This is a genomic window from Streptomyces sp. NPDC006393, from assembly GCF_040628575.1.
Taxonomy (GTDB): Bacteria; Actinomycetota; Actinomycetes; order Streptomycetales; family Streptomycetaceae; genus Streptomyces.
The window spans coordinates 56658-82822 of record NZ_JBEXZD010000010.1; the positions used below are offsets into that span (position 1 = coordinate 56658).

The 26165-nt window shown below is 72.3% G+C and carries 27 protein-coding genes; 16 read left to right on the forward strand and 11 right to left on the reverse strand.

Annotated elements, in window-relative coordinates:
* The first annotated feature begins 106 nt into the window (after positions 1 to 106).
* Entirely contained in the window at positions 107 to 862 is a 756-nt protein-coding gene (locus tag ABZ484_RS07405) for a hypothetical protein (protein WP_358864922.1), read from the forward strand.
* A 74-nt stretch (positions 863 to 936) separates the two neighbouring features.
* On the opposite strand, the gene ABZ484_RS07410 is transcribed toward ABZ484_RS07405, so the two are convergent.
* Positions 937 to 1731, reverse strand: coding sequence for an SGNH/GDSL hydrolase family protein (locus tag ABZ484_RS07410; RefSeq protein WP_358864923.1), 795 nt, complete (start codon positions 1729 to 1731; stop codon positions 937 to 939).
* Positions 1732 to 2362: 631 nt separating this feature from the next.
* A complete protein-coding gene (locus tag ABZ484_RS07415; RefSeq protein ID WP_358864924.1) occupies positions 2363 to 3070 on the reverse strand; it encodes a TetR/AcrR family transcriptional regulator in 708 nt (235 codons plus the stop codon).
* 154 nt (positions 3071 to 3224) lie between these two features.
* Here ABZ484_RS07415 and ABZ484_RS07420 point away from each other — a divergent pair, with 154 nt between their 5' ends.
* Positions 3225 to 4448 (forward strand): saccharopine dehydrogenase C-terminal domain-containing protein, encoded by a 1224-nt coding sequence (locus tag ABZ484_RS07420; RefSeq protein WP_358864925.1) that lies wholly within the window; start codon positions 3225 to 3227, stop codon positions 4446 to 4448.
* 154 nt (positions 4449 to 4602) lie between these two features.
* Here ABZ484_RS07420 and ABZ484_RS07425 read toward each other — a convergent pair whose 3' ends face one another.
* The gene (locus ABZ484_RS07425) at positions 4603 to 6006 is read right to left on the reverse strand and encodes an MFS transporter (protein ID WP_358864926.1); all 1404 of its coding nucleotides are present in this window, start codon (positions 6004 to 6006) and stop codon (positions 4603 to 4605) included.
* Positions 6007 to 6427: 421 nt separating this feature from the next.
* Here ABZ484_RS07425 and ABZ484_RS07430 point away from each other — a divergent pair, with 421 nt between their 5' ends.
* From ABZ484_RS07430 to ABZ484_RS07480, 11 genes are read left to right on the forward strand one after another with little or no spacing between them, the layout of a single operon-like run.
* Positions 6428 to 7915: an aldehyde dehydrogenase family protein gene (locus tag ABZ484_RS07430; protein WP_358864927.1), complete on the forward strand. Its 1488-nt coding sequence runs from the start codon at positions 6428 to 6430 to the stop codon at positions 7913 to 7915.
* 23 nt (positions 7916 to 7938) lie between these two features.
* Positions 7939 to 8892: a VOC family protein gene (locus ABZ484_RS07435; protein ID WP_358864928.1), complete on the forward strand. Its 954-nt coding sequence runs from the start codon at positions 7939 to 7941 to the stop codon at positions 8890 to 8892.
* Positions 8889 to 9692: an aspartate dehydrogenase domain-containing protein gene (locus tag ABZ484_RS07440; RefSeq protein WP_358864929.1), complete on the forward strand. Its 804-nt coding sequence runs from the start codon at positions 8889 to 8891 to the stop codon at positions 9690 to 9692. Before ABZ484_RS07435 ends, ABZ484_RS07440 begins: the two co-directional genes overlap by 4 nt.
* Complete coding sequence (locus tag ABZ484_RS07445) at positions 9689 to 10498, forward strand: alpha/beta fold hydrolase (RefSeq protein WP_358864930.1); 810 nt, start codon at positions 9689 to 9691, stop codon at positions 10496 to 10498. The genes ABZ484_RS07440 and ABZ484_RS07445 overlap by 4 nt, the downstream gene beginning before the upstream one ends.
* Positions 10499 to 10503: 5 nt before the next feature.
* Positions 10504 to 11025 (forward strand): cupin domain-containing protein, encoded by a 522-nt coding sequence (locus tag ABZ484_RS07450; protein WP_358864931.1) that lies wholly within the window; start codon positions 10504 to 10506, stop codon positions 11023 to 11025.
* Position 11026: 1 nt separating this feature from the next.
* Positions 11027 to 11785 (forward strand): SDR family oxidoreductase, encoded by a 759-nt coding sequence (locus ABZ484_RS07455; protein ID WP_358864983.1) that lies wholly within the window; start codon positions 11027 to 11029, stop codon positions 11783 to 11785.
* 38 nt (positions 11786 to 11823) lie between these two features.
* Positions 11824 to 12615, forward strand: a complete 792-nt coding sequence (locus tag ABZ484_RS07460) for an SDR family oxidoreductase (protein ID WP_358864932.1) — start codon at positions 11824 to 11826, stop codon at positions 12613 to 12615.
* An 11-nt stretch (positions 12616 to 12626) separates the two neighbouring features.
* Positions 12627 to 14261 (forward strand): thiamine pyrophosphate-binding protein, encoded by a 1635-nt coding sequence (locus ABZ484_RS07465; RefSeq protein ID WP_358864933.1) that lies wholly within the window; start codon positions 12627 to 12629, stop codon positions 14259 to 14261.
* A 13-nt stretch (positions 14262 to 14274) separates the two neighbouring features.
* Positions 14275 to 15225, forward strand: coding sequence for a PDR/VanB family oxidoreductase (locus ABZ484_RS07470; RefSeq protein WP_358864934.1), 951 nt, complete (start codon positions 14275 to 14277; stop codon positions 15223 to 15225).
* A 23-nt stretch (positions 15226 to 15248) separates the two neighbouring features.
* Positions 15249 to 15476, forward strand: a complete 228-nt coding sequence (locus ABZ484_RS07475) for a recombinase-like helix-turn-helix domain-containing protein (protein WP_358864935.1) — start codon at positions 15249 to 15251, stop codon at positions 15474 to 15476.
* Position 15477: 1 nt separating this feature from the next.
* The gene (locus tag ABZ484_RS07480) at positions 15478 to 16509 is read left to right on the forward strand and encodes an aromatic ring-hydroxylating dioxygenase subunit alpha (protein WP_358864936.1); all 1032 of its coding nucleotides are present in this window, start codon (positions 15478 to 15480) and stop codon (positions 16507 to 16509) included.
* A gap of 186 nt (positions 16510 to 16695) precedes the next feature.
* Here the strand turns inward: ABZ484_RS07480 and ABZ484_RS07485 are convergent, their stop codons facing one another.
* From ABZ484_RS07485 to ABZ484_RS07495, 3 genes are all read right to left on the reverse strand, one after another.
* Positions 16696 to 17247: a MarR family transcriptional regulator gene (locus tag ABZ484_RS07485; protein ID WP_358864937.1), complete on the reverse strand. Its 552-nt coding sequence runs from the start codon at positions 17245 to 17247 to the stop codon at positions 16696 to 16698.
* A gap of 267 nt (positions 17248 to 17514) precedes the next feature.
* Positions 17515 to 18489 carry an L-threonylcarbamoyladenylate synthase gene (locus ABZ484_RS07490; protein ID WP_358864938.1) on the reverse strand — a complete coding sequence of 325 codons (975 nt, stop codon included), beginning with the start codon at positions 18487 to 18489 and terminating at the stop codon, positions 17515 to 17517.
* Between the two features lie 92 nt (positions 18490 to 18581).
* A complete protein-coding gene (locus ABZ484_RS07495; protein ID WP_358864939.1) occupies positions 18582 to 19226 on the reverse strand; it encodes a carbonic anhydrase in 645 nt (214 codons plus the stop codon).
* Positions 19227 to 19299: 73 nt separating this feature from the next.
* Between ABZ484_RS07495 and ABZ484_RS07500 the strand changes: the two genes are divergently transcribed.
* A complete protein-coding gene (locus ABZ484_RS07500; protein WP_358864940.1) occupies positions 19300 to 20022 on the forward strand; it encodes an SMI1/KNR4 family protein in 723 nt (240 codons plus the stop codon).
* An 82-nt stretch (positions 20023 to 20104) separates the two neighbouring features.
* On the opposite strand, the gene ABZ484_RS07505 is transcribed toward ABZ484_RS07500, so the two are convergent.
* On the reverse strand, positions 20105 to 20953 hold the full coding sequence (locus tag ABZ484_RS07505) for an alpha/beta fold hydrolase (RefSeq protein WP_358864941.1): 849 nt from the start codon (positions 20951 to 20953) through the stop codon (positions 20105 to 20107).
* Positions 20954 to 21008: 55 nt separating this feature from the next.
* Between ABZ484_RS07505 and ABZ484_RS07510 the strand changes: the two genes are divergently transcribed.
* A complete protein-coding gene (locus ABZ484_RS07510; protein WP_358864942.1) occupies positions 21009 to 21524 on the forward strand; it encodes a GNAT family N-acetyltransferase in 516 nt (171 codons plus the stop codon).
* A 57-nt stretch (positions 21525 to 21581) separates the two neighbouring features.
* On the opposite strand, the gene ABZ484_RS07515 is transcribed toward ABZ484_RS07510, so the two are convergent.
* From ABZ484_RS07515 to ABZ484_RS07530, 4 genes are all read right to left on the reverse strand, one after another.
* Positions 21582 to 22457, reverse strand: coding sequence for a PhzF family phenazine biosynthesis isomerase (locus ABZ484_RS07515; RefSeq protein ID WP_358864943.1), 876 nt, complete (start codon positions 22455 to 22457; stop codon positions 21582 to 21584).
* A gap of 75 nt (positions 22458 to 22532) precedes the next feature.
* Positions 22533 to 23330 carry a hypothetical protein gene (locus ABZ484_RS07520; protein ID WP_358864944.1) on the reverse strand — a complete coding sequence of 266 codons (798 nt, stop codon included), beginning with the start codon at positions 23328 to 23330 and terminating at the stop codon, positions 22533 to 22535.
* Positions 23317 to 23976 (reverse strand): ABC transporter ATP-binding protein, encoded by a 660-nt coding sequence (locus ABZ484_RS07525; protein WP_358864945.1) that lies wholly within the window; start codon positions 23974 to 23976, stop codon positions 23317 to 23319. The genes ABZ484_RS07520 and ABZ484_RS07525 overlap by 14 nt, the downstream gene beginning before the upstream one ends.
* A gap of 11 nt (positions 23977 to 23987) precedes the next feature.
* Complete coding sequence (locus tag ABZ484_RS07530; protein WP_358864946.1) at positions 23988 to 24632, reverse strand: helix-turn-helix domain-containing protein; 645 nt, start codon at positions 24630 to 24632, stop codon at positions 23988 to 23990.
* Between the two features lie 469 nt (positions 24633 to 25101).
* Here ABZ484_RS07530 and ABZ484_RS07535 point away from each other — a divergent pair, with 469 nt between their 5' ends.
* A complete protein-coding gene (locus tag ABZ484_RS07535) occupies positions 25102 to 26139 on the forward strand; it encodes a PP2C family protein-serine/threonine phosphatase (RefSeq protein WP_358864984.1) in 1038 nt (345 codons plus the stop codon).
* Positions 26140 to 26165 lie beyond the last annotated feature (26 nt).

A 26165-nucleotide genomic window follows, 5' to 3' on the forward strand; every position in this document is an offset into this window, starting at 1 on the left:
CCTTGCCGGTTCCGCAGTCCTGCCGATGAGTACGCGTACTCATGCCTGGGCGCTTCCCGTGGCCCACCGTGGAAGCACCGAACCGACCGACCCGAGGGAACGCCCGATGTCGACTGCCGCTCGCCCACGCCGTCTTCCGCGCCTGCGCCGACTCCTCGGCCTTGCCACGGACAACTGGCTCGCCCGCATCTATCTGGCTGTCCTCGCCGTCTCCGTTCTGGTCATGTTCCTTTTCCCGGAGAACGCCGTCGCCGCGAGCCCTCTGCTGCTCACGGCGCCCCTCTCCCTCGTGGGCGTGGTCCTCCCCTTCGGGCCCGGCACCGAGGGCGGCGGGGTGGTCGAGGTGCTGGCCGGCGGCTGCTGGGTCGCATGGCTCCTGTTGTGCGCACTCGTGAACGCCGCCGCGCTCGGTTCCCTGGCCGCGAGGTCCGCGACCGCCGAAGCGCCCGGCGCCCGTGAGTCCCTCCCACCTGTTCCGGAGCCCTCCGAACCAGCGGCAAGGGGCATGGCGGGTTCCGCACCGGCCCGCCTTCGAGGAGTCCGGGCCCTGCTGATGCCCGCGGTGGACAACTGGCTCGCGCGCGGGTACCTCGCCGTGGCCGCGGCGTCGCTGGGGTCCTTCCTGTACGCCGTGTACGGGTCGCAGGACCCGGGGTTCGCCGCGATCTGGCCGCTCCTGGCGACCGCGCCGCTCAGCATCCTCGCCTTGCTGGTGGCAACCCCGGTGGAGTACTCCTCGCTCTCCTGGCTGAGCCCGCTGATCTTCTGCGCCGGAGTCGCCGTGTCCGCGCTGTGCAACGCCGTACTGCTCGGCCTGCTCGCACGCGGGCTGCGGACGCGGCGACCCCGCTCGGCCGACTGAGCGGGGCAGGGCCCCTGTCCGCGAGTGCTTGTGCGGGCGGGGCCCTGCCAGGTGCCGGTGTGTCAAGAGACCGGTCAGCTCTTGGCGTTGAGGACCGGGTAGTAGCCGGAGGAGTGGCCGGTGGCGGTGGGGTGGTAGGACTCCCAGCTCGGGGAGATCACCAGGGAGTGCAGCCAGTCGTCTCCGGAGCACAGCTCGTGGCCGTTGAAGGTGGAGCGGACGTCACCGAAGACGAATCCGTGGGCCGCCGCCCGGCCGGAGATGACGTTGTCGAGGACGTCCGCGGCCTCGTCGATCTTGCGGTGCTTCGTGTCGCTGAGCCCGACGCAGAACACACCGAGCGTGTACACGTGCGGGTACCCCAGAACGACCACCTTGGCGTTGGGCGCCTTGGCACGGATCGCGTTGTAGGTCGCGTCGAGGCGGGCGGGAAGCGTGGTCTTGGCGTAGTTCTCGGCCTGGTTGACCCGGTTGACGCAGTCGGTGTCGGAACCGGTGACGCAGGTGGTCATGACGTCGGAGAAGCCCGCGTCGTTGCCGCCGATGGTGAGGGAGACCAGGGTGGTGGCGGAGCTCAGGGGGCCGAGCTGGGAGTTGGTCACGTCCGTGGTCACCGCCCCCGAGCAGGAGGTGTCGGCGAACGCCGAGGGGGCGTGGGCGTTCTTCCACAGGTAGGGGTAGGCGTTGAAGCTGCGGTGGCAGCTACCGCTGGCACTGTCGTAGTTCCCGGCGCCGTTGCCGGCCGAGTAGGAGTCCCCCAGCGCGACGTAGACCGGTCCGGCGGCCTGTGCGGGAACGGCCAGGGTCAGGCTGAGCAGTGCGGCGAAGCACAGTGTGGCGAGGGCTGTCAGGGATTTGACGGGTCTCACGAAACCTCCCGGAGCAAGAGCCGGCTGCCAGGGGTGGGGCAGCAAGCGGTGACTGGGACGTCGTGCTCATGACAGGAACGTGCGGGACTTGCACGTCCTGGCCATGCCTGGGGTGCGGGTGAGTTGAACGTGAAGGGCCGCCGTGCTGAGGGGCGTTGGGGGCGCGACGGACCGCGGGGGGTCCGGGTGTGCGTGGAGCCCGGGTGTGATCAGCTGCGCGTCAGTGCCTCAATCGCCGGGTCCGGCGCGCACATTGGTCTGGAGGGGGCCGCGGACGGTCTGGCTACTCGCGTGCTCGACGGTGGCGCCGGGCGGTCCTTGCGGTGTTGCACGTCCTGATCCGCACGCGTTCCTCCTGGGGGTGGGGAGGTCGGTCAGCAGGTACGACAACGGCACGGGAGTTCGCCGGGCCGACTAGCTAGGCATGCTCCTGACAAGTTCAATACGAGAGTATTCCGGGGCGCGCGGCGGACGGCAAGGAGTCGGCGGCGAGAATTTACGCGCGTAGCCCCCGGGGTCCGCCGGACCGGTGACATCGACCCCCGCTGTGCGGCGCGCCTCGGACGTCACCCCCCGCCGCGCCGCGAGCCGATGAGCGGGCGTCAGGTCGTGCCGGCCGGAGCCGCCGGCGTCACGCCCCGACGCGGGACAGCTGGACGTCTATGTGCTCCAGCAGCATCTCCAGGGCGGCCGGGAAGGCGCTGTGCGGCATGCGCCGGGCGAGGAGATGGGCGGTGGCGGCGATGTTGGGATGAGACTCGGCGGGCAGGCGCGCATACGTGGACCGCCACATCTCCTCGTCCCTGGTCCGAACCTCGTCCGCCAGGGCGAGGGAGCCGGCGTCGAGCGCGGCGAAGGCGAGACTCTGGTCGATGAACACGTGGTACACGCCGACCGCCACCGGGTCGGGCAGTCCGGCGCCGCGCAGGATGCCGAGGATCGTCTCGTCCACCGCGATCTCGCGCGGTCTGCCGGTGACCCGGCTGGCGGTGAGGACGGCGGCCTGTGGGTGGGCCAGGTAGGAGGCGTGGATGGCCCGGCCCAGAGCACGCAGGTCCGCGCGCCAGTCACCGGTGGACGTCCAGCTGTCCAGGGCTCGTCCCATCAGCTCGTCCCCGATGGCCCGGGCCAGGTCGTCCATACCGGCGAAGTAGCGGTACAGGGTGCTCGGATCGGCGCCGAGTGCCGCCCCCAGACGGCGTGCCGTGAGTCCGGTGCTGCCGTGCTCGCGCAGCACGCGCAGGGCGGTGCGCACGATGATCTCCTCGGACAGCACGGTGCCGCCGCGCGTACGCCGGCGCCGCTGACGCGCGGCCTCCGGCACGACTTGCTTGGCCATCTCCGCCGCATCCTCCTCCGGCGGCCCGCACGCCGCCCGCACACCGGCCCGCCTCCCGGTCCTTATGCCAACGCGGTTGACCTTACAGTCCCGCGTCCCGTTGCATCGACCCCGTCCGGAGGCGCTCGCCTCCCGGAACCGAAAGGTGTGTGACATGCGCGTACTTCTCGTGGGCGCGGGTGGCGTGGGGACGGCCGTCACCCGGATCGCGGCTCGCCGCGAGTTCCTCACCCACATGATCGTCGCCGACTACGACCTCTCCCGCGCCGAAGCGGCGGTCGCGGCGCTGGGGGAGCGCGGTGCCCGGTTCGGCGCACGGCGGGTGGACGCCTCGGACCGCGACGCGGTCCGCCGGATCCTCCTCGAGGAACGGTGCGACGTACTCCTCAACGCCACCGACCCCCGGTACGTGATGCCGCTCTTCACCGCGGCACTGGAGGCCGGGGCGCACTACCTGGACATGGCGATGTCGCTGTCCGCCCCGAACGTCTCGCGGCCGTACGAGGAGTGCGGTGTCAAGCTCGGCGACGAACAGTTCGCCCTGGCCCGGCGCTGGGAGGAGGCGGGACGGCTGGCGCTGGTCGGCATGGGTGTCGAGCCCGGACTGTCCGACGTCTTCGCCCGGTACGCGGCCGACGAACTCTTCGACGACATCGAGGAGATCGGTGTCCGCGACGGCGCGAACCTGACGGTCGAGGGCTACGGCTTCGCGCCGTCCTTCAGCATCTGGACGACCATCGAGGAGTGCCTCAACCCTCCGGTGGTCTACGAAAGGGACCGCGGCTGGTTCACCACCGCCCCGTTCAGCGAGCCCGAGGTCTTCGACTTCCCCGAGGGCATCGGTCCGGTGGAGTGCGTCAACGTCGAGCACGAAGAGGTTCTGCTGATCCCCCGCTGGGTGGACGCGCGCCGTGTCACGTTCAAGTACGGCCTCGGCGACGACTTCATCGCCAAGCTGAAGACGCTCCACGAGTTGGGACTGGACGCGACGGCCAGTGTGACGGTGCCCGGGGAGGACGGGCCCGTGCGGGTCTCCCCGCGCGACGTCGTCGCCGCCTGCCTGCCCGACCCGGCCGGACTGGGGGAGCGGATGACGGGCAAGACCTGTGCCGGCACATGGGTCAAGGGCACCAAGGACGGGGCGCCGCGTGAGGTGTACCTGTACCACGTGGTCGACAACCAGTGGTCGATGCGCGAGTACGGCTCGCAGGCCGTTGTCTGGCAGACGGCCGTCAACCCGGTCGTCGCCCTGGAACTGCTCTCCACGGGCGACTGGTCCGGCAAGGGTGTCCTCGGTCCGGAGGCTCTGCCCCCACGCCCCTTCCTGGATCTCCTCACCGCGTACGGCTCTCCTTGGGGCGTGCGGGAGGAGAACTGATCGCCGGGGAGGAGTGTCAGGGGCCACGCTTTTCACGGCCGGCGGGACACGGGGAGGGCAGGGAGCGGGTGACCCGCGTCCCTGCCCTTGTTCTCCCGCCTGCTGTGTGGGCCGTCGTCATGCGCTGCGGACGGGCGGTCTCCCCACGGCTCGCCTACGGCGCCACGTCCTCCAGCCGCTGTCCGCTCGTCTCCTCCGCGCCCGCCGCCGCCGTGACCGATCCCGCGAGGGCCACCACCGCCAGGGTCACGAAGACGGTGCCGAGCGCGCCGTCCTCGTAGACCGCGCCGACCACGATCGGGCCGAGGATGACGCCGACGCGGTTCAGGGCGCCGCCGACGCTCGAACCCAGGGCCCGCATACGGGTGGGGAACAGCTCGGGGGTGTACAAATACAGGCAGATGTTCGCGCCGAAGAGGAAGACGCTGCCCAGCGAGGTCCAGACGAGTACACCCGTCGCGGAGCCGCCGGAGAGGAGGCCGAGGAGCAGCAGGGCGACGGCGGAGCCGCCGAGGCACCACATGAGCGTGCGGCGGCGGCCGGCGCGGTCGACGGTCAGGGCCACGACGAGGCAGCCGACCAGGCCCGCGCACGATGTCACGGTGGAGTAGCCGAGCGCGGTGGACAGGTCCAGGCCGAAGTGGGTGCGGTAGATCGTGGGCAGCCAGGACGTGATGCCGTAGTTGACGAAGTAGCCGGCGAACCACAGGGCGCCGACGACCAGGGTGCGCCTGCGGTAGCGGCCGGAGAGGAGCTCGCGCAGGCCGCCCCTGCCCGCGGTCCGGCGTGCGACAGGGGCCGACGGCGCGGGTTCGGGGAGGGGCCCGCCGGTGATCCTCTCCACCTTCTTCTCGATCGCGGCCATGGTGTCGAGCGCCTGTTCGTGGCGTCCGTGGTCGGCGAGCCAGCGGGGCGACTCCGGCACGTACCGGGCGACGACGAGGCACAGCACGCCGGGGATCGCGGCGAGCCCGAACATCCAGCGCCAGCCGAGCAGCGGCACCAGCCACGAGGCGAGCAGCGCGCACGCCGTCAGACCGGCCGGGAACACCAGCTCGTACAGCAGGACGAAGCGGCCCCGCTGGTGGGTGCGGGTGATCTCGGCGATGAAGGTGGCCGCGACCGGCACCTCGCCGCCGATGGCCAGCCCCTGGACGAACCGGGCGGCCATGAACGGCGCCGGTGAGGTGCACAGGGTGAGCGCGAGGTTGCACACGCTGGACACGGCGATGCAGACCGCGATGACCTTCACCCGGCCGACGCGGTCGGCGAGGCGGCCGGACAGCAGCGCGCCGGCGAGCATGCCCACGGAGCCGACGGTCATCAGGGCGGTGGTCTGGCCGGTGCCGAGGTGCCACGCCGCGCGCAGCTGGGGCAGGGCGTAGGCGATGAGCAGCTGGTCGAAGGCCTCGAAGAAGGTCACCGCGCCGATGACCAGGCGGACGGTGACGTGCCAGCGGCACAGGGGCAGGCGTTCGAAGCGGGCGCCGATGGCGGCGGCGAGCGCCGCGGTGTCCGGGTGGCGGCCCGCTGCTGTATGAGGGGCGTCGATCGTCATGGAGGGGTCCTCCGGCTCCCGCGCGGCGCGTCGGGGGACGAGCCAGGGCGCACGCGGGAGGGTTCGGGCCGTGCGGGCGGGGCCGGGCGGCCCTGCGCACGCTTGGCAGTGCGGGACGGGAGGGGGACGGCGGGTCGGTTCGGGTGCCCGGGGCGCGCCGGCGGATCTCGCCGCCGGCCCGATGGACATCGCCCGTTTGGATAAGGGCTGAATCTCTTAGTGCTTAGGTTCTACCGTCTGCCTGTCGGGGGTCGTCAAGGGTTCGTCGTCGGCCGGGAGCAAAAAGTTGTCCAGCCTGCCCCCTTGCGGCGGAGATATTTAAGCCCTTAGATTTCCAGCACTTCGCCAATGCGGCTCCCGGCCCGTGCGCCGGCCGCCTGCGGAGGTTTCCCCGTGCCACCCCATGTCCGGAGGTTTCGCCATGCCGCGCATCCCAGCCGACGAGATCCTCATCGCGGGCGAGTTCAGGCGCGGCGCGGGCGGGCCGATCCGGACCGTGAACCCGGCCGACGGCACCCTGATCACCACCGTCCACGCCGCCTCGCCCGCCGACGTCGACGAGGCGGCCCGCGCCGCCGCCGACGCCGCCGCCGCGCCCGCCTGGCGCGACCTGCTGCCCCACCGGCGCGCCCGCCTCCTGCACCGGATCGGCGACCTGATCGAGGAGCACGCCGCCGAGCTGTCCGCCCTCCAGACCGCCGACACCGGCAAGACCCTCACCGAGACCCGCGCGCTCGCCCTCAGCGCCGCCGGCACCTTCCGCTACACGGCCGCCGCACTCGAGACCGCCGAGGACTCCCTCACCCCCTCTCGCGGCCCCTACATCACGATGAGCGTGTACGAACCGATCGGCGTGGTCGGCGCGATCAATCCGTGGAACTCACCGATCGCCTCCGACGCGCAGAAGGTCGCCCCGGCCCTCGCCGGCGGCAACGCGGTCCTGCTCAAACCCGCCGAGTGGACGCCACTGGTCTCCCTCGCCTTCGGCCGCCTGGTGCACCAGGCCCTCGCCGAGGCCGGCCTGCCGACCGCACTGCTGTCCGTCCTGCCGGGCAAGGGCAGCGTCGTCGGGGACGCCATCGTCACCCATCCGCTCGTACGGCGCATCGGGTTCACGGGCGGCACCACCACCGGCCGGTCCATCGCGCACGCCGCCGCCGGCAAACTCGTCCCGGCCTCCCTGGAACTCGGCGGCAAGTCCCCGACGATCGTCCGCGAGGACGCCGACGTCGAGCAGGCCCTCGCCGGCGTCATGTTCGGCATCTTCTCCTCCAGCGGCCAGTCCTGCATCGCCGGCTCGCGGCTCTTCGTGCACCGGTCGCTGTACGACTCCTTCCTCGGCGAACTCGTCGAGCGGGTGAGCAAACTGCGGGTCGGACCGGGCACCGACCCCGGCACCCAGGTCGCCCCGCTCGTCCACCACCGCCACCGCGACGCGGTCGCCGCGTACGTGGACCTGGCCCGTGCCGAGGGCGGACGCGTCCTGTGCGGCGGCACGGTCCCTCAGGGCCCGGAGTACGAAGACGGCGCCTACTACCTGCCCACCGTCATCGACCACCTGCCCAACTCCGCCCGCGTATGCCAGGAGGAGATCTTCGGCCCGGTCCTCGTCGCCCTGCCCTACGACGACGAGGACGACCTCGTCGAGCAGGCGAACGCCAGCGTGTACGGGCTGGCCTGCGGCATCTGGACCCGCGACGCCCGCGCCGCCTGGCGGCTGGCACGCCGCATCGACGCCGGCACCGTCTGGATCAACACCTACAAGCAGTTCTCCATCTCCACCCCGTTCGGCGGGATGAAGGACAGCGGCCTCGGCACCGAGAAGGGCCGCGACCTCATCCGCGCCTACCAGCGGCAGAAGTCCCTGTACTGGGGCACCGACGCCACCCCCCTGCCCTGGGCCGACTGACGCACCCCCGGAGAGACCTCACCATGACACACCCCTCTCGTCCGCCGATCGCCCGCCTGCGCGCCCTGCGCTCCGTCGAGCTGCTCACCCCGCACTTCGCCGAGGCCACCGACTTCTACGAAGAGGCATGGGGACTGGAGGTCGTCGAGGCCGAGCACAGCGCGAGCTGGCTGCGCGGCACCGGCGAGGAGCACCACGCCCTTCAGCTCACTCGCGCCGACCGCATCGGCCTCGGCCGGCTCGCCTTCGCCGTCGCCACCCCCGCCGAGATCGACGAGGCGGCACGCCGCCTCGAAGCACGCGGCATCACCCCGGTCACCGGCCCCGGACCGCTCGACCAGGTGGGCGGCGGCTACGGACTGCGGTTCCACGACATCGACGGCAGGCTGATCGAACTGTCCGCGGACACCTGGGCGGTCGCCCCGCGCGGACGCGACGGCGCCGTGCCCGTGGGCGTCACCCACGCCGTCCTCAACACCCCCGACATCGACGCCTCGGTGGCCTTCTACCAGGACGTCCTCGGCATGCGCGTCTCGGACTGGTCCGAGCACCAGATGGCGTTCCTGCGCTGCAACACGGACCACCACAGCATCGCCTTCAACCAGGCGCCGTGGGTGTCCCTCAACCACGTGGCCTACGAGATGAGCTCGATCGACCACTTCATGCGCGGACTCGGACGCCTGCGCCACCACGGCATCACCCCCGAATGGGGGCCGGGCAGGCACGGCCCCGGCAACAACACCTTCTCCTACTTCACCGACCCCACCGGCCTCGTCTGCGAGTACACCTCGGAGGTCGCCCAGGTCGTCGAGGACAGCTGGATCTGCAAGGTGTGGCGGCGCACCCCCGAACTGTCCGACCTGTGGGGCACCGCCGGACCGCCCTCCAAGCTGATCCGCGCCCACATGGCGGGCACTGCCGACGGCAGCCCCGTCGTCCCGCCCCTCGACGCCGACACCGAAGGAGTCCCCGTATGAGCACCCCCACACCGCGTCGCGTCGGCCTGATCGGCTGGGGCGCCATCGGCCGCGTCGTCGGCGGCGCGCTCGCCACGGGCGAGATCCCGGGCGCCGAGCTGGTGTGCGTGGTCGACAACCGGCCCCTCGGGGACTCCGTGCCCGCCCCGCAGTACACCGTCGAACAGGCCATGGACCACTGCGACCTGATCGTCGAGGCCGCCGGGCAGGGCGTCGTGCGCGCCTGGGGCGAGACGATCCTCGCCTCCGGCGCCGACCTGCTCGTCGCCTCCACCGGCGCCCTCACCGACGACGAACTCGCCAAGCGGCTGCTGCACACCGGGCCGGGCCGGGTCTACTTCACCGGCGGCGCGGTCGGCGGCCTCGACCTCCTCCAGGCCGTACGCGCCATGGGCCCCCTCGACGAGGTCCGCCTGACCACCACCAAGCTGCCCTCCACCCTCGAACAGCCCTGGATGGACGCGGAGTTGCTCAGCCGCATGCGGTCGGCCACGGAACCGGTGGAGGTGATGGCGGGCACCGCCCGGGACGTCCCGGTGAAGTTCCCCAAGTCGACCAACGTCGCCGCCTCCGTCGCCCTCGCCGTCGGCGACCCGGACGCGGTCAGCGTCAGCGTCGTCGCCGACCCGGCGGCCCGGCACACCTCCCACGTCATCGAGGCGAGCGGCGCGCACGGCGTCTACCGCTTCGAGGTGCGTCACCTGCCCGACGCCGCCAACCCGGCCACCAGTCAGGTCGTGCCCTACGCGGTGCTGCGCTCGCTCGCCGCGCTCGCCGGACGGACGGGTCAGATCCTGTGACCGCCTACGACATCTCGGGCCTCCACCTGGAGGAGGCCGGCGACAGCGGCCCGCTGCTGCTGTGCCTGCACGGCATCGGATCCTCCTCGGCCGCCCTCGCCCCCCAGCTCGCGGCGCTGGGCGCCACGTTCCGGGTGGTCGCCTGGGACGCACCCGGATACGCCAAGTCGGCCGACCCCGACGGGCCGTTGACGATGGACGACTACGCCGACACCGCGGCCGAGGTGATCCGCGCGCGCGGCGGCAGCGCCCACGTCCTCGGCGTCTCCTGGGGCGGCGTGATCGCCCTGCGGCTCGCCGTGCGCCACCCGGACCTCGTCGAGTCGCTGATGGTCCTCGACTCCACACCCGGCTCGGGCAGTGATCCCGAGAAGGCGGCCGGGATGCGCGCCCGCGCCGACGAGCTGGCCCGGCTCGGCCCAGAGGCCTTCGCCGCCGCCCGCGCACCGCGTCTGGTGTCGGCCGGCGCGCCCCCGCAGCTCGTCGAGCGCGTCACCGCCACCATGGCCGGCTCCGTCCGGCTGCCCGGCTACGGACACGCCGCCGAGGCCATGGCCGCCACCGACCTGCGCGGCGAACTGCACCGCATCACCGCGCCCACCCTCGTCCTGTGCGGCGACGAGGACCACGTCACCGGTCCCGACAGCTCACAGGTCCTGGCCGGCGGTCTGCACAAGACCGCGTACGTGATCGTCAAGGACGCCGGTCACCTGGCCAACCAGGAGCAGCCCGAGCGTGTCAACGCCTGGCTCCTGTCCCATCTGCACATCGCCACCGACCACCGCACCACCCACGAGAAGGGCTGAACCCCATGCCTGTGACCACCACCGAGTACGACAACGGCGGCGACCTCGCCAAGTACACCGAGTCCCTGATCGCCACCAAGGACTCCCGCGAGCCCGACTGGAACACCCTCTCCTTCCAGGAGAAGGCCGGCCCGCAGTACCGGCGGGCGCAGATCCGCTACGTCGGCTCCGGCGCCACCGGAAACCACGAGAGCGACAACCGGATCATCCCCTCCGGCGGCTTCACCTTCTCCAACATGCTGCTGCCGCCCGGGGCCGAGGGCCCGGCCCACACCCACCACGACGTCGAGGAGGCCTTCTTCGTCCTGGAGGGCGAGGTCCGCGTCGGCATCCACCGCGGCCCCGACGAGGTCGAGTACCGCACCCTCGGCTACCGCGACATGATCGTGGTGCCGGCCGGTGTGACCCGCTCGCTGAAGAACGAGGGCGACACCGACGCGCTGTTCTGCGTGATCATCGGTACGCAGAAGCCGCAGGTGCCGACCTACCCCGAGTACTCGCCGCTGTACGGCGTCACCCGTGACTGAGGTGTCCGACACGTCCGGGCCGTCCGTCCGGCGAACCGTCGTCGTGACGGGGGCGGGCCGTGGCCTGGGGGAGGCCATGGCCCGCCGGGCGGCGGCGGACGGCTTCCGGGTCGTCGTCGCCGAGCTGAACACCGCGTGGGGGGAGCGGACCGCCGAGGCGATCCGCGCGGCGGGCGGCGAGGCGGAGTTCGTCCCGCTGGACGTGGCCGACCCCGCCTCGGTCGCGGCGCTCGCGGACCGGCTCGCCGCCTGCGGCCCCGTCCACGGCCTGGTCAACAACGCGGCGCTCGCCAACGGTGTGGGCGGCAAGGAGTTCCAGGACATCGACGTCGAGGTCTGGGACCGGCTCATGGCGGTCAACGCGCGCGGCCCCTGGCTCATGGCCAAGCACCTGCTGCCGCTGATGAGCCGCCCCGGCCGCATCGTCAACATCGCCTCGGACGCCGCCCTGTACGGCTCGCCCCGCCTGGCCCACTACATCGCCTCCAAGGGCGCGGTCATCGCCCTCACCCGGGGCATGTCCCGTGAGCTGGGAGAGCGGGGCATCACCGTCAACGCGGTCGCCCCCGGACTCACCGAGGTCGAGGCCACCGAGACCGTACCGGCCGAGCGCCACGCCCTGTACGCCGCCAACCGGGCGATCTCCCGGCCGCAGCAGCCGGAGGACCTCCTCGGCCTGGTGTCCTTCCTGCTCGGCGACGAGTCCCGCTACCTCACCGGACAGGTGATCGCCGTCAACGGCGGCTTCACCATGCACTGAAGCCCCTCACCCCTCGATCTGTCTGCAAGGAGTACGTCATGGATCTCGGCCTCGCCGACCGCACGGTACTGGTCACCGGAGGCAGTTCCGGCGTCGGCCTGGCCACGGTCCGCGCCCTGCTCGACGAAGGCGCCCGCGTCGCCACCTGCGGACGCGACGGCGACCGCCTGGCCAAGGCCGCCGCCCGGCTCGGCGCCGGCACGGAGCGGCTGTTCACCGGCGTCTGCGACGTCCGCGACGCCGACGCCGTACGCCGCTTCACCGACGCCGCCGCCTCCCACTTCGGTGGCGGGCTCGACGGCCTGGTCAACAACGCGGGCCAGTCCCGCATGAAGCGCCTGGACGACACCACGGCCGAGGACTGGCGCGACGAGCTGGAGCTGAAGTTCGCCGGCGTCCTCAACCCCCTTGCCGCCGCCCGGAGTCACCTTCGCGCCTCGGATGCCGCCTCGGTCGTCAACATCAACGCGGTGCTCGCCAAGCAGCCCGAGACCCGTCTGATCACCACCAGTGCGGCCCGCGCCGGCATCCTCAACCTCTCCAAGTCCCTCGCCCGGGAACTCGCCGCCGACGGCATCCGGGTCAACTCCGTCTGCCTCGGCCTGATCGACACCGGCCAGTGGACCCGCCGGCACGCCGCCGCGGGCAGCGGCCTGACCTACGAGGAGTGGCAGGCCGAGCTGGCCGCCGACCGAGGCATCGCCCTCGGGCGGCTCGGCCGCGCCGAGGAGGTGGCGTACGCCGTCGTCGCGCTGCTCGCCCCGCGCGCTTCGTACATCACCGGAACCAGCATCGACGTCTGCGGCGGAGTCGGCCGCGGCATCCTGTGAGGAGCCTCCCCATGCACCACGGGCAGTACGACAACGGAGGCGACCTCCTCGTCGCCCATCTGAAGTCCCTCGGTATCGACACCGTCTTCGGCATCGTCTCGGTGCACAACCTTCCGCTGGTGGAGGCGGTCGACCGCGAGCTGCGGTTCGTGCCGGTGCGCCACGAGGCCACCGCCGTGAGCGCCGCCGACGGCTACGGCCGCGCCCGCGGCTCCATCGGATGCGCGCTCACCTCCACCGGCACCGGAGCGGGCAACGCGGCCGGCTCCCTGATCGAGGCCGAGTCGTCCGGCACGGCCGTCCTGCACGTCACGGGCCAGATCGAGTCGTCGTACCTGGGCAACGGGCGCGGATTCATCCACGAGACCAAGGACCAGCTCGGCATGCTGAAGGCAGTGTCGGCGTACGCGGCCACCGTCACCTCCCCGCACGACGCCGGACGGCTGCTGCGCGAGGCGTCGGCCGCCGCGCTCAGCGCACCCGGCGGCCCCGCGAGCGTCGAGTGGCCCATCGACCTCCAGTACGCCGCCCAGCACGACGAGGGCGATCCGGCCCCGGCCACCACGGCGCCGGCGCCCGACCCCGCCGCCCTCGCCGCCGCACGCGAGTTGCTGGCCTCCGTCCGGCGCCCGCTGATCTGGGCAGGCGGCGGAGCCACCGCCGCGCGCGAGGAACTGCTCGCCCTGCTGGAGGCCACCGGCGCCGGCCTGCTCACCTCCAACTCCGGCCGCGGCAGCGTTCCCGAGGACCACCCGCTGGTCATCGGCAACTTCGCCACCACCCCGGCCTGCCGCGCCCTGCTCGCCGACGCCGACGTGCTCCTCACCATCGGCACCCACTTCCGCTCCAACGAAACCGCCGACTACACGCTGAAGCTGCCCGACGCGCACATCCAGATCGACGTCGACGAGGCCGCGCTCGGCCGGGTGTACCCGGCACGGCACGCCCTGCACGGCGACGCGGCCACCGTCCTGCCCGCGCTGACCGGGTCGGCCGTACGCGCCGACGCCGACTGGCCGGCCCGCGTCACCGCCGTACGCGAGGACGTACGGGCCACCCTGCACGACAACATCGGCCCCCAGGCCGCCGTCTGCGACGCGCTCGCCGCCGCCCTGCCGCGCGGCGCGGTCGTCGCCCGCGACGTCACCATCCCCTCCTCGTCCTGGGGCAACCGGCTCCTGCCGATCCACGACCCGCGCGCCAACGTCTTCCCGCGCGGCGGAGGCATCGGCCAGGGCCTCGGCATGGGCATCGGCGCCGCGCTCGCCCGGCCGGAGCAGCCGACCGTCGTCATCGCGGGCGACGGCGGCCTCGCCGTACACCTCGGCGAACTCCTCACCGTCGCCCAGGAACGCCCCCGCCTGACCGTGATCGTCTTCAACGACGGCGGCTACGGGGTGCTGCGCAACATGCAGGACAAGTACAGCGAACGCCGCTCCGGCGTCGACCTGTTCACCCCGGACTTCGCGCCGCTCGCCGCCGCCTGCGCCCTGCCCTACGCACGCATCGCGTCGGAGGCGGACGCCGCACCGGTCCTCCAGGCCGCCCTCGACTCCGACGGCCCGACCCTCGTCGAGGTCGACCTGGACGCGCTCGGTCCGATGAAGAACCCGTTCACCCCGCCCGTCACCATCCCCACCGCGTAGGGAGGCCACCGCCATGACCGCCGACCGCGAGCACGAACTCGACCTTCTCGTCCGCCGCATGACCTGGGAGGCGGACGGCGTCCTCTCCGTCGACCTGGTCCACCCCGACGGCAAGCCGCTGCCCGCCTGGACCCCGGGCGCCCACCTCGACCTGCACGTGGGCGGGCACGTCCGCCAGTACAGCCTGTGCGGCGACCCCGCCGACCTCATGACCTACCGCCTGGGCATCCTCGACGAGCCGTCCTCGCGTGGCGGTTCGCGGCACGTGCACGGCAAGCTGCGCCCGGGCCAGAGCGTCCGCGTGGCAGGCCCGCGCAACCACTTCGCCCTGGAACCCGCCGCTTTCTACGTCTTCCTCGCGGGCGGCATCGGCATCACCCCGATCCTGGCGATGGCCCGCCAGGCAGACCGGGACGGGGTGCCCTACCGGCTCGTCCACGGCGGCAGGTCCCGCGCCACCATGGCGTTCGGCACCGAGCTGACCGCGCTCACCGGCGGCGAGGTGACCCTCGTACCGCAGGACGAGCAGGGCCACATCGACCTGGCGGCCGCCCTGCGCGACCTGCCGGACGACGCCCTGGTGTACTGCTGCGGACCCGAACCGCTGCTGAAGGCGGCCGAGGAGGCCTGCCCCGCCGGACGGCTGCGCATCGAACGGTTCGCCGCACCCGCCACCGTGGCACGCGACGGTGACGACACCGCCTTCGAGGTCGAGTGCCGCGCCTCGGGTGTGACCCTGACCGTCGACGCCTCCACCTCCATCCTCGAAGCCGCCGAGAACGCGGGGCTCACCGTCGACTCCTCCTGCCGCGACGGCATCTGCGGCTCCTGCGAGACCCGCGTCCTCGTCGGCACCCCCGACCACCGAGACCACCTGCTCAGCGAGGCCGAGCACGCCGCCGGCGAGACGATGATGATCTGCGTCTCCCGCTGTGCCTCCGACCGCCTCGTCCTGGACCTGTGACCCGTACGGAGAGCGAGACATCCATGACCACCGACACCTGGCCGTACCTCGACCCGCACCAGAGCCGGGACCACGAACCCACCCCGTACGAGCTGAAGCTCGCCCGCACCCTCGAGGAGATCTTCACGCACGACGGCCACGAACTGGCCGACGTCGTGGCCGGGCTCAACGCCCGCCAGGTCCACACCCCGGGTGGCGAGCCGTGGACCGAGGACACCTTCCGCGCCGAGATGCACCGCCTGGGAGCCTGACATGACCCTCTCCACCCGCGACACCGCGGCCCACATCCTCGCCCACGGCCTGCGCAACCAGTGGCACCCCGTGGTGCCCTCCGACTTCGTCAAGCCCGGCGGCCTGCGCAAGGTCACCGCGCTCGGCGAGAACTGGCTGCTGTTCCGCAGGGCCGACGGCACCCTGTCCATGCTCGCCGACCGCTGCCCGCACCGCGGCGCCCCGCTCTCCCTCGGCAAGCACCTCGGCGACCGCGTCGCCTGCTGGTACCACGGCGTCGAGGTCGACGGCTCCGGCACGGTCACCTCCGTGCCCGGCCTGCCCGGCTGCAACCTGGAGGGCAAGACACTCGTCACCTCCCTGCCGGTGCGCGAGGTCGGCGGCGCGATCCTCGCCTACTTCGGCGACGAGGAGCACCCCGAGCCGGCCGACCTGACCCTGCCCGAGCCGCTCACGAACCCCGACACCTCCGCGATCCTCTGCTACGCCGAGTGGAACGTGCCGTGGCGCTTCGCCATGGAGAACCTGCTCGACCCGATGCACGGCGCGTTCCTGCACCACGAGTCGCACACCATGTACGACGGCGACACCACGGCCAAGTTCCGCATCCGCGAGACCGAGCGGGGCTACTTCTTCGAGAAGACCGACCAGCGCGGCGTCAACTTCGACTGGGTCGAACTGTGCCGCACCGGCGTCGACTGGGTGGACCTGTCCATCCCGTACCCGCCGTCGGCCGGGCCGGGCGGCCCGTTCGGCATCGTCGGCATGGCCTGCCCGGTGGACGCCGAGCGCACCGGTGTCTTCTTCTGGCGCTACCGCGGCGTCTCCGGCTGGCAGCGCGACACCTGGCGCTTCCTGTACAAGACCCTCATCGAGGAACGCCACTGGGAGGTCCTGGAGCAGGACCGGGTCATGCTGGAGGCCATGCCCGCCGACGCCGACCAGCAGGAGAACCTCTACCAGCACGACCTCGGCGTGGTCCGGCTGCGCCGCCTCTACCAGGCCCAGGCCAGGCAGCAGTCCAAGGCGGGCGCGGCGGACCCGGCCGCATGACGGCGACAGCCGCCGCGTGGCGGCGACCGGGTTGATCCTGGCCAACGGCTTCCGGGGACGACAGGGATCGGCGCTGCCGACCCTCGGCGGCGGCAGCGGCTTCGGCGCGGGATTCGGCCTGCCGGCCGGGACGCAGCCGGTCACTCCGGTGTGCGGGACCCGGCCGCTGCTCCGGCCGGCCGGCGCTCAGCCCGCCTCCGCCTCCTCCTCGGGTTCGGCCTCGTCGGACTCGACGATGGAGCGCTCCAGCTTGGTGAGCAGCCGGGCCAGCTGACGGCGCTCGGCGGGTGAGACCCCGCCGAGCATCCGCCGCTCGTTCTCCAGGTGCTCGGCGAACACCTCGTCGACCTTGCGCAGTCCGGCGTCGGTCAGGCGCGAGTAGACGACGCGGCGGTCGTCGGCGTCGCGCTCCCGTACGAGCAGCCCGTCCTTCTCCAGCCGGTCCAGGCGCAGCGTGACGCCCGCCGAGGAGATGAGACCGGAGGCCGCCAGCTGTCCCGCGGTCAGCCGGTACGGAGCCCCGGACCGGCGCAGCGCCGTCAGCACGTCGAAGCCGGCCACGGACAGGCCGTGCCGTTCGATCTGCGAGGTCAGCCGCGAGTGGTACTGGAGATAGGCGCGGTGCAGCCGGGCCAGCACCTCCAGCGGCGCGGTGTCGAGATGGGGCCGCTCACGCGCCCAGTCCTCGACGATCCCCGCCACGGCGTCCGGTCGCCGCACCGCCCTGCGCTGAGTCATGTCATCCCCTCGCGGCTCGTTCCCTCGCGAGGCGCGGGCTCCCGTGCCCGCGCACCCGTTGAAATCTTAGCCCTGAGAGAAGAGGGGGCGGCCGCCTCATCGCGGTCACACGGACCCGGCCGTGGAGAGGGCCGGCTGCGGAGCCGGGGCAGGAGCTCAACTCCCCATGCAATGACGGCCGTTACTCCTCACCGAACTCCTCACCGAGCCGGCCTCGCACAAGCGGGGTCGGTACGGTGTGCCGGCGCCGGTGCCGGTGCCGGTCACTCAAGAGGGCCTGGGACCCGCGGCGCGGCGGAGCCGGTTGGCGATCGCCAGTCCCAGCCCGTTTTCCACGGGCAGGGACGCGATGATGAGGTCGCACCCCTGCTGGTCGAGCTCGCGCAGGAGTCCGTACAGGCCGCGGGCGTAGGCGGCCGGCGAGTCGGGGAGGGCCACCACGGCGTGCGCCTTCACCGGGGCGTCGGCGAGGGCCGGCGGAAGGAAGACGCCGACCTGGTGTCCCAGCTCCTGTGCGCGCTCCGCCTCGGCGACGACCTTCTCGGGCTCGACGAGGACGACCCGTGCCCGGGGTGCGTAGTGCGACGGGTGCTGGCCCGGCACCCGGATCGGGCTTGCCGACGGGACCGCGAGCCGGTGCCCGAGCACCGCTTCGAGATCCTCGCGCGTGACCCCGCCGGGTCGAAGGATGCTCGGGATCTCACCCGTCGCGTCGACGATGGTCGACTCGACGCCGACCTGGCAGGGTCCGCCGTCCAGGACGAAGTCGACCCGGTCGCCGAGCTCCGCACGGACGTGGTCGGCCGTGGTGGGGCTGACCTGGCCGAAGCGGTTGGCGGACGGGGCGGTGACGCCGCCGCCGAAGGCCCCGAGCAGTGCGAGAGCGACGGGGTGGTCGGGCACGCGTACGGCCACCGTCTCCAGCCCGCCGGTCGCTTCCAGGGGCACCCGCCGGCCGCGCCGCAACACCAGCGTCAGTGGCCCCGGCCAGAAGCGTTCGGCCAGCAGGCGCGCGGTCGCGGGCACGTCCTCGACCCAGTCGTCCAGCTGCTGGGCACCGCCGATGTGGACGATCAGCGGATGCGAGGGCGGGCGCCCCTTGACCTGGAAGATCCGCGCGACCGCGGCGGGATCCTCGGCGTTGGCGCCCAGGCCGTAGACGGTTTCCGTCGGGAAGGCCACCAAGCCCCCCGCGCGCAGCACACCGGCCGCCTTCTCGATGTCACTGTTCGTTGCCGACACCCTCGCATCCTCTCACCGATCCGCTCCGGCCCGTTCAGTGGCCCCATCGACGCATAACGACGAACGGAGCCCGACGGCACCGCCCACGGCCGTCAGGGCGTGGTGGGGACCGGCGCGTCGAGGCCGCGGGCGGCGACGAGTTCCGCGCTGCCGTCCGCGAGGCGGTAGCACAGGCCGACGACGGCGGCCCGGCCGGCGGCGACGCGCTCGGTGAGGATGCGGGAGCGGTCCAGCAGCAGGTCGACGGTGGACCTCACGTGTTCGGCGAGGACCTGGTCGGCCTCGACGTGTCCGGCGGCCCGGGCGGCGAGCACGCTGGGGGTGACGCGCTCGACGACGTCCCGGATGAATCCGGCGGGCGCCTTGCCGTCCTCCAGCGCGGCGCACGCGGCGCCCACCGCACCGCAGGAGTCGTGCCCGAGGACGACCACCAGCGGGCAGTCCAGCACGTCCACTCCGTATTCGATGCTGCCCAGCACCTCGGCGCCGACGATGTGACCGGCGGTGCGGACCACGAACAGGTCGCCCAGCCCGCGGTCGAAGATGATCTCGGCGGCCAGCCGGGAGTCCGAGCATCCGAAGAGCACCGCGAAGGGATGCTGGACCGGCGCCGTCTCGGCGCGGCGGGCGGCGTCCTGGTTCGGGTGCTCGGGGGTGCCCGCGACGAATCGCCGGTTACCGGACAGCAGGAGATCGAAGGCTTCCGCGGGCGTCAGGGAGGGTGTCTGGGTGGTCATGGCGGCAGCATACGAGCAGGCACCCTCACCCGCCCGCTCGGCCTGCCCGGCGGAGGCGCGGTAGCGTCCCGGTATGTTGAAAGGTCCCGACGTGTCGGTGGCACTGGGAGACGGTCCGGCCGACCGCTCGCAGGCCTGGGACTTCGTGCGGTGGTTCGCCGGTCGGTGGACAGGGCGCCCGCTGCGACCCGAAGACGGTTGCGCCGCGGAAGAGCTGCTCGCCGCGGAAGGCGATCTCGGCTTCGAACTCCCCGCCGCTGTGCGAGAGGGATACGCGCTTCTGGGTCACCGGGACGACCTGACCCGACAGCAGGACCCCCTCGTCCCGCCGGCCGGGCTCCATGTCCACGACGCCCTGGGTGGCGTCCTGGTCTTCCGTCGCGAGAACCAGGACTGCGCGTCATGGGGGATTCCGCTCGACCGGATCGAGCAGGACGATCCTCCAGTGGTGGTGGAATCCCACCAGGGCTGGATTCCCTTCCTCGATCGGATGTCCCTGGCATGGGTCGAGCTGGTGCTGAGCGAGTCGCTCTTCGGCGCCGACAGCCTCTACGACGCCTGCGAGCTGCCGGACGCCCTGGCGCCGGACCTCCAGCGGTCCTACTCCCGTGTCGCCCTGCCCGACCATCCGATGTGGGCGAGCGAGGAGGACTCACCCGTGCGCTGGTACGCGGCTCCCGGCCGGTTGCTGCGCCGGGACGGCTCGCAGGATCACTGCTGGATCCATGCACGCGGCCACACCGTGGCCGATCTCGAGGTCATCCGCGCGGACCTCCCTGGAGCATGGGTCGGCTGACCCGCTGCCCGGGGCGTATCGATGACCACCGGAATCGGGCCCGCCGGGCCTGCCGCGGTGCCGGACCAGCTGTTCGTGTTCCTCATGCCGATGCGGCGGTGTGTTCGAGGATCGCGGGGACGATCACCGCCCAGTCCGTTCGGTCGACCCCGTGACCGGCGTCCTCCAGGGCCAGGAGCCGTCCCCCGGGGATCTGCTCGGCGAGTGCCTCGCCGTGCCGGAGTGGGAACAACGGGTCGGCGGTCCCGTGGATCACCAGCGTGGGCACGGCGATCGAGGACAGCGACGCCCTCGGGAGCTCGCCGTCCGGAAGCGAGTCGTGGTTGCCGGCGGCGGCGAAATCGTGCGCGCGCTCGAGGTCGCGACGGACCAGATCGCGGGCGGCGGTTTCGTCGAACGGGCGCCGGCCCCCCGCGAGGACGCGCGCGTAGGCGACCTGGTGATCGATCGCCGAGTCGGCGTCCGACCGGTCGACGTGCGCGGTCGAGACGAACCGCGTGAACTCCTCGGCCGGTGGAGGAAGCGTGCGGTCGCCGGGTACGGCGGACGACGTGCTGATCAGGACGAGTGAGAGGACGCGGTCCGCGTGATGGAGCGCGAGCAACTGCGCGAGCGCCCCTCCGGCCGAGACGCCCACGACGTGCGCGGCCGGGATCCTGTAGGCGTCGAGCACGCGGGCGGCGTCACCGACCAGGTCCGCGCCGGTGTACTCGGCCCGGCCCGGCTCGTAGGTGACGGATCGGCCGGTGTCGCGGTGGTCGTAACGGATCACGTGACGGCCGCCCCCGGCGAGCATCCGGCAGAAGTCCTCCTCCCACCACAGCATGGAAGCCCCCGTGCCCATGACGAGCAGGACGGGCGGATGCGACGGGTCGCCGAAGGACTCGGTGCACAGCTCGATACCATCCGCACGGATGAAGCGCTCGGCCATCGCCGTGTCTCCTCTCCTGTCCCATACTCGTCGGACGCCCCGAGCGGAGGGCAGCGTGAGCGTCCTGGAGCCCACAACCGTCCACACCGGCCGGCTGACTCTTCTGCCCTTGGCGATCGAGCACGCCGAAGAGATGGCCTCGGTGCTGTCCGACCCGGACCTGCACACCTTCATCGGAGGCGCTCCGGCCACCGCGCAGGCACTGCGCAGCCGCTACGAACGCCTGGTCGCCGGCTCGCCCGACCCCACTGTCTCCTGGTGCAACTGGGTCATACAACTGCGTGACGCGGCCTGCCTGGCCGGCACGGTCCAGGCGACGGTCACCGCCGACGCTCACGGAGGTGTGGCGGAGATCGCCTGGGTGGTGGGTACTCCTTGGCAGCGGCGCGGCATCGCCACCGAGGCGGCCCGAGGACTGCTCGCCTGGCTCCGGGAACAAGGCGTGCACACGGTCATCGCCCACATCCACCCCGACCACGAGGCGTCCGCCGCCGTCGCCACCGCCAGCGGCCTGACCCCCACCGACCAATGGCACGACGGAGAAGTCAGGTGGCAGCTGACGGCGGGCTGACCGTACGTCATGGTGCCCTCGACGGCGGCGGGCAGCGCCGCCGCCGGGGCCGGCGTCTCAGCTGATGCGGGTTCCTGTGCCGCTGACGCGGACGCGCGCCTCACCGGGGCGCAGCGTCACCGTGAGCTCACCGGGGCGGCCCAGGTCCTCGCCCTGGCGCAGGGTGAGGACGGCGTCGTCGGGGACCAGGCCGAGTTCACGGGCGTACGCACCGAAAGCGGCGGCCGCGGCGCCGGTCGCCGGGTCCTCGACGACACCGCCGACGGGGAACGGGTCACGCACGTGGAAGACGGTGGCCGACTCCCGCCACACCAACTGGACCGTGGTCAGGTCCAAGCGGCGCATCAGCGCTTCGAGGCGCGCGAAGTCGTATGCGAGGTCCGCGAGGCGAGCACGCGTGGCCGCCGCGAGAACGAGATGGCGGGCGCCGGCGAAGGCGACACGGGGAGGGAAGGCCGGGTCGAGATCGGCGGCCGGCCAGCCGAGCGCCGTGAGCGCCTCGGCGAGGTCGGCGGCGTCGATCTCCTCGATGTGCGGCTCGACGCTGGTGAGCGTGGCCCTCATGGCCCCGCCCTCCTCGACGACCTCCACCGGCACGCTCCCGGCGGGCGTCGCGAACACCAAGTGCCCGGGGCCTGTCCGCTCGGCGAGCGCGATGGCGGTCGCCACGGTGGCGTGCCCGCAGAACGGCACCTCGGCCTTGGGGCTGAAGTACCGGATGCTGTACGCCCGCTCCTCCTGGCCACCGGAGCCCTCCGGGGGCGCCGTCAGGAACGCGGACTCCGAGTACCCGAGGCCGGCGGCGATGGCCAGCATGTCGCCGTCGTCCAGTCCGGAGGCGTCCAGGACGACACCGGCGGGGTTTCCGCCGTCGGGGGAGCTGGAGAAGGCGGTGTAGCGCAGCACCTCGGGCCGCGGCGCATTCGTCGTCATGGTCGTGGCAACCGGCCGGGTTCCACGGCTATTCCTGCACGTGGGTCGATGCGCGACGCGATGCGCGCGCCGTGGTCACCCGGTGTACGTCCGGTTCCGCGTCCTGAACCGGAAGACGGCCAGCCCCACGGCGCCGAACGCCGCGGCCCAGACCGGACCGAGGGCGAGGTGGCCCCACAGAGCGGTGTGACCGAGGGAGCCGCCGACGGCGAACTGCATGGGGCCGAAGGACGGGAACCACTGAAGGACGGGCTTGTTGGCGAGGGGATTGCCGAGCGGGTTCTGCAGGAAGGTGTCCATCAGCCCGCCCATGATGATCAGGAAGAAACCCTCCAGGTCCCGCTTCACCAGGACGCCGAGAAGCAGCCCGAGGGCGCCGTAGGTGAGGGCGATGGCCGCGAATCCGGCGAGCACGGCGAACCAGCCGCCGGCCGTCGGCCGCCAGAAGAACAGGACGGCCAGCGCGGTGTACAGGGCGATCGCGCCGGTGACCGCCGCGATGGCGAGGGTCTTGGCGCCGATGAGGGTGGACTGCCGGAACCCGGCGAAGACGAGGCGCCGGTCGAAGGCGAGGGCCTTGCGCACGGCGTCGAAGACGACGAACCCGGCGATCATCGTGACGGAGTTGAGGCCCGCGGAGATCAGGGTGAGGCGAGCGCCGTCGACGTGCAGGACCTTCCCGGTGGCGTACAGCTTGAAGTCCAGCACCTGGCCCAAGGCCATGGCGTCCATCACCAGATACCAGACCGGCACGAAGACGACCAGCAGCAGACCGGCGAGCCGGTTGCGGGTCTGGTCGCGCAGCGAGAAGCGCAGCGCGGTCGGGAACTGACCGTACAGCGGCCGGAGATGTGCGGTGTCAGGCGTCGGCATGGCGGTCCTCCCGGGAAGCGGTGCGCGGGGCGAGGCGGCCGTCGGTGAGATCGGCCAGCAGGTCGAAGCGGTCCTGTTCGAAGACGAGATGGGTGATGATCACGACGGCTTTGCCGCGGGCGCGCAGGTTCTCGACCAGGTCCCAGAACCGCAGGTAGGTGTCCCAGTCGAACCCCTGGTACGGCTCGTCGAGGAGGAGGACGTCCGGGTCGTGGAGGAGGGCCAGGGTGAGGTTGAGCTTCTGGCGGGTGCCGCCGGACAGTTCCCCGGCGGCCGACCGCTCGTACCGCTCGAAGCCGAGGAGGCGGACGAGTTCGCGGCCGCGGTCCATGTCGGGCAGGCGCCGGGCGGCGGCGAAGTAGCGGAGGTGCTGCTCGACGGTGAGCGCCCCGTTCAGGACCGGGTCCTGCGGGCAGTAGCCGAGGGCCCCGGCCAGCGAGACTTCACCGCGGTCCGCGGGCTGGGTGCCGGCCAGGATCTTCAGCAGGGTCGACTTGCCGGCGCCGTTCTCGCCGACGACGGCGACGAGTTGCCCGGGGGCCACGGTCAGCTCGGCCCCGCGCAGCACGGTGTGTTTGCCGTAGGACTTGTGGATTCCGGTCGCCCGAAGGACAGGTGGGTGTGCGGGTGTCGAGCCGGTCGCCATGCGCGGCCTCCCTATGAAGCGTCTCCTCGTGGATGTGGTGGTGCCGCGTTCAGCCCGCCCGCGTAGATGCTGAGCATCTCCGGCGCCCAGCGCGCCATGCCCTCGGCCGACAGCGGGTCCCTGCCGAGGACTTCGGCCAGGCGGTCGCGCAGCAGGAACAGGGCAAGGTCGTTGGCCAGGAGGAGCGCGGCGCGCACCGCCGGGTCCGCCCCGGGGGCGGCCAGCCCGGCCGCGGCCAGGCCGTCCAGCGTGGCCCTGCTCAGGTCGTACAGCCGCCGGAACAGCAACCGCCCGGCGTCTGTGTCCGACAGCAGGAGCCGGCGCAGGTAACCCGGCAGGGGCGAGTCGTCCGGAAGGTGACGGGCGAACGCCTCGCTCAGCGAACTCGCCCCGGCGCCGGGATCGAGCAGTTCCGCTGCGCCGTCACCGGTCAGCTCGCCGAGCATCGCCTCGAAGACGGCCAGCACGTACTGGTCGACCTCCTGGCGCAGCCCCTCCTTCGATCCGAAGTGGTGCACGACCAGGCCGGGCGACACGCCCGCGGCGGACGCAATCTGACGCACGGTGACCGCCTCCGGCCCGTGGGCGGCGAACAGGCGCAGCGCCTCGTCACGGATGACGGCCCGCGTGGTGCGGTCGTCGGGGATTGAACGCATGTACAGCATGCTAAACGATTGTTCAATCGGCGTCCAGGTGGACCCGGCGCGACCTGACCCGGGCCTGCGCCCGGTGCGCAGGGGAGGAACCGTGAAGCCGTACCTCGCCGTGCCCCTCGTCCTGTTGGCGCTGCCATCGCGGCCTCCGGCGTCGCGGCGGTCGGCCTTCGAGCTGTGCTGGCAGCTGGCCTCATCGTCATGATGGTGGGTCAGCTCACCGGTGGTGACCGGAAGGGCGGCGGCACACGGTGAGGCCCGGGATACCGGACATGTCGACTCTCGGCCTCTATTGGATAAAGACGCGAGGCGGGAGCCGCTTCGCGGGGAGAGCCTTTGCATAGCCTGAAGGCGGGGAGGGCCTCTGCGGTGTTCGTGATCCGGCGGCTCTCGAACACTGCTGGGCCGCTGGAAGGACGTCGTGACCGTGAGCAAACCGAGATCCGGTTCCGTGCTGCTGTCCTGGCTGCCGATGGCTGCGATGGCCGTGGTGGCCGTGGCGGACGTCGTCGTCGGGCCGGGAGTGGGGTTCCTGCCGCTGGTCTCGCTCGGACCGGCCTTCTCGGGGCTTCTCGGCGGGTGGCGGCGTACGGCGTCGATCGGCGCGGTGGCTCTGCTGGTGTGCGTGGGGCTCGGCCTGTACGACGGGCTGTTCGAGGAGCGCCGGGGGTTCACGGCGATGGCGTCGGTCGCGGGGGTCACCGGTGCGGGCATCGCGGCCGCCGTGATGCGCTCGCGCAGGGAGGCGGAGCTGGCGAGTGTGAGGTCGATCGCGGAGGTGGCCCAGCGGGTGCTGCTGCGACCGGTGCCGCGCTCCGCGGGCCCGCTCCAGGCGGCGGTGTCCTACACCTCGGCGGTCGCGGAGGCGCGTATCGGCGGCGACCTGTACGAGGTGGTCGCCTCGCCGCACGGCATCCGCGTGATCGTCGGCGATGTGCAGGGCAAGGGGCTGGCGGCGGTGGAGACGGCCGCCGTCGTGCTCGGGGCCTTCCGGGAGGCGGCCCACGACGAACCCGACCTGGTCGGGCTGGGCGAGCGACTGGAGCGCAGCGTGGCCCGGGAACTGGAGGGGGAGAGGTTCGTGACCGCCGTGCTCGCCGAATTCGGGTCGGAGCGCGAGGTGGTCTTCCTCAACCACGGCCATCCGGCACCCATGGTCGTCCGTGAGGACGGCGGCGTCGACTTCCCTCAGCCGCCCTCCTACGCCCTGCCACTGGGACTCGGCGCCCACGGGACCGAGGGCCCGAAACCCTATCGGGTGGACTTCGCGCCCGGTGATCAACTGCTGCTGTACACGGACGGCGTCACCGAGGCCCGGGACCCGGACGGCTCCTTCTACCCCCTCGGGGACCGGGCGGACCTGCTGAAGGAGCCCGACGCGCAGCGCGCCCTGGAGGCCCTGCGTGCGGACCTGGTCCGGCATGCCGCCGGGCCGCTCCATGACGACGCCGCGATGCTCCTGCTCCGCTACCACGGCCATGCCACGGGAAAGCCCGACCCCTTCGAGTGAAGCGCGTCGACCTCGGCACGGTGGAA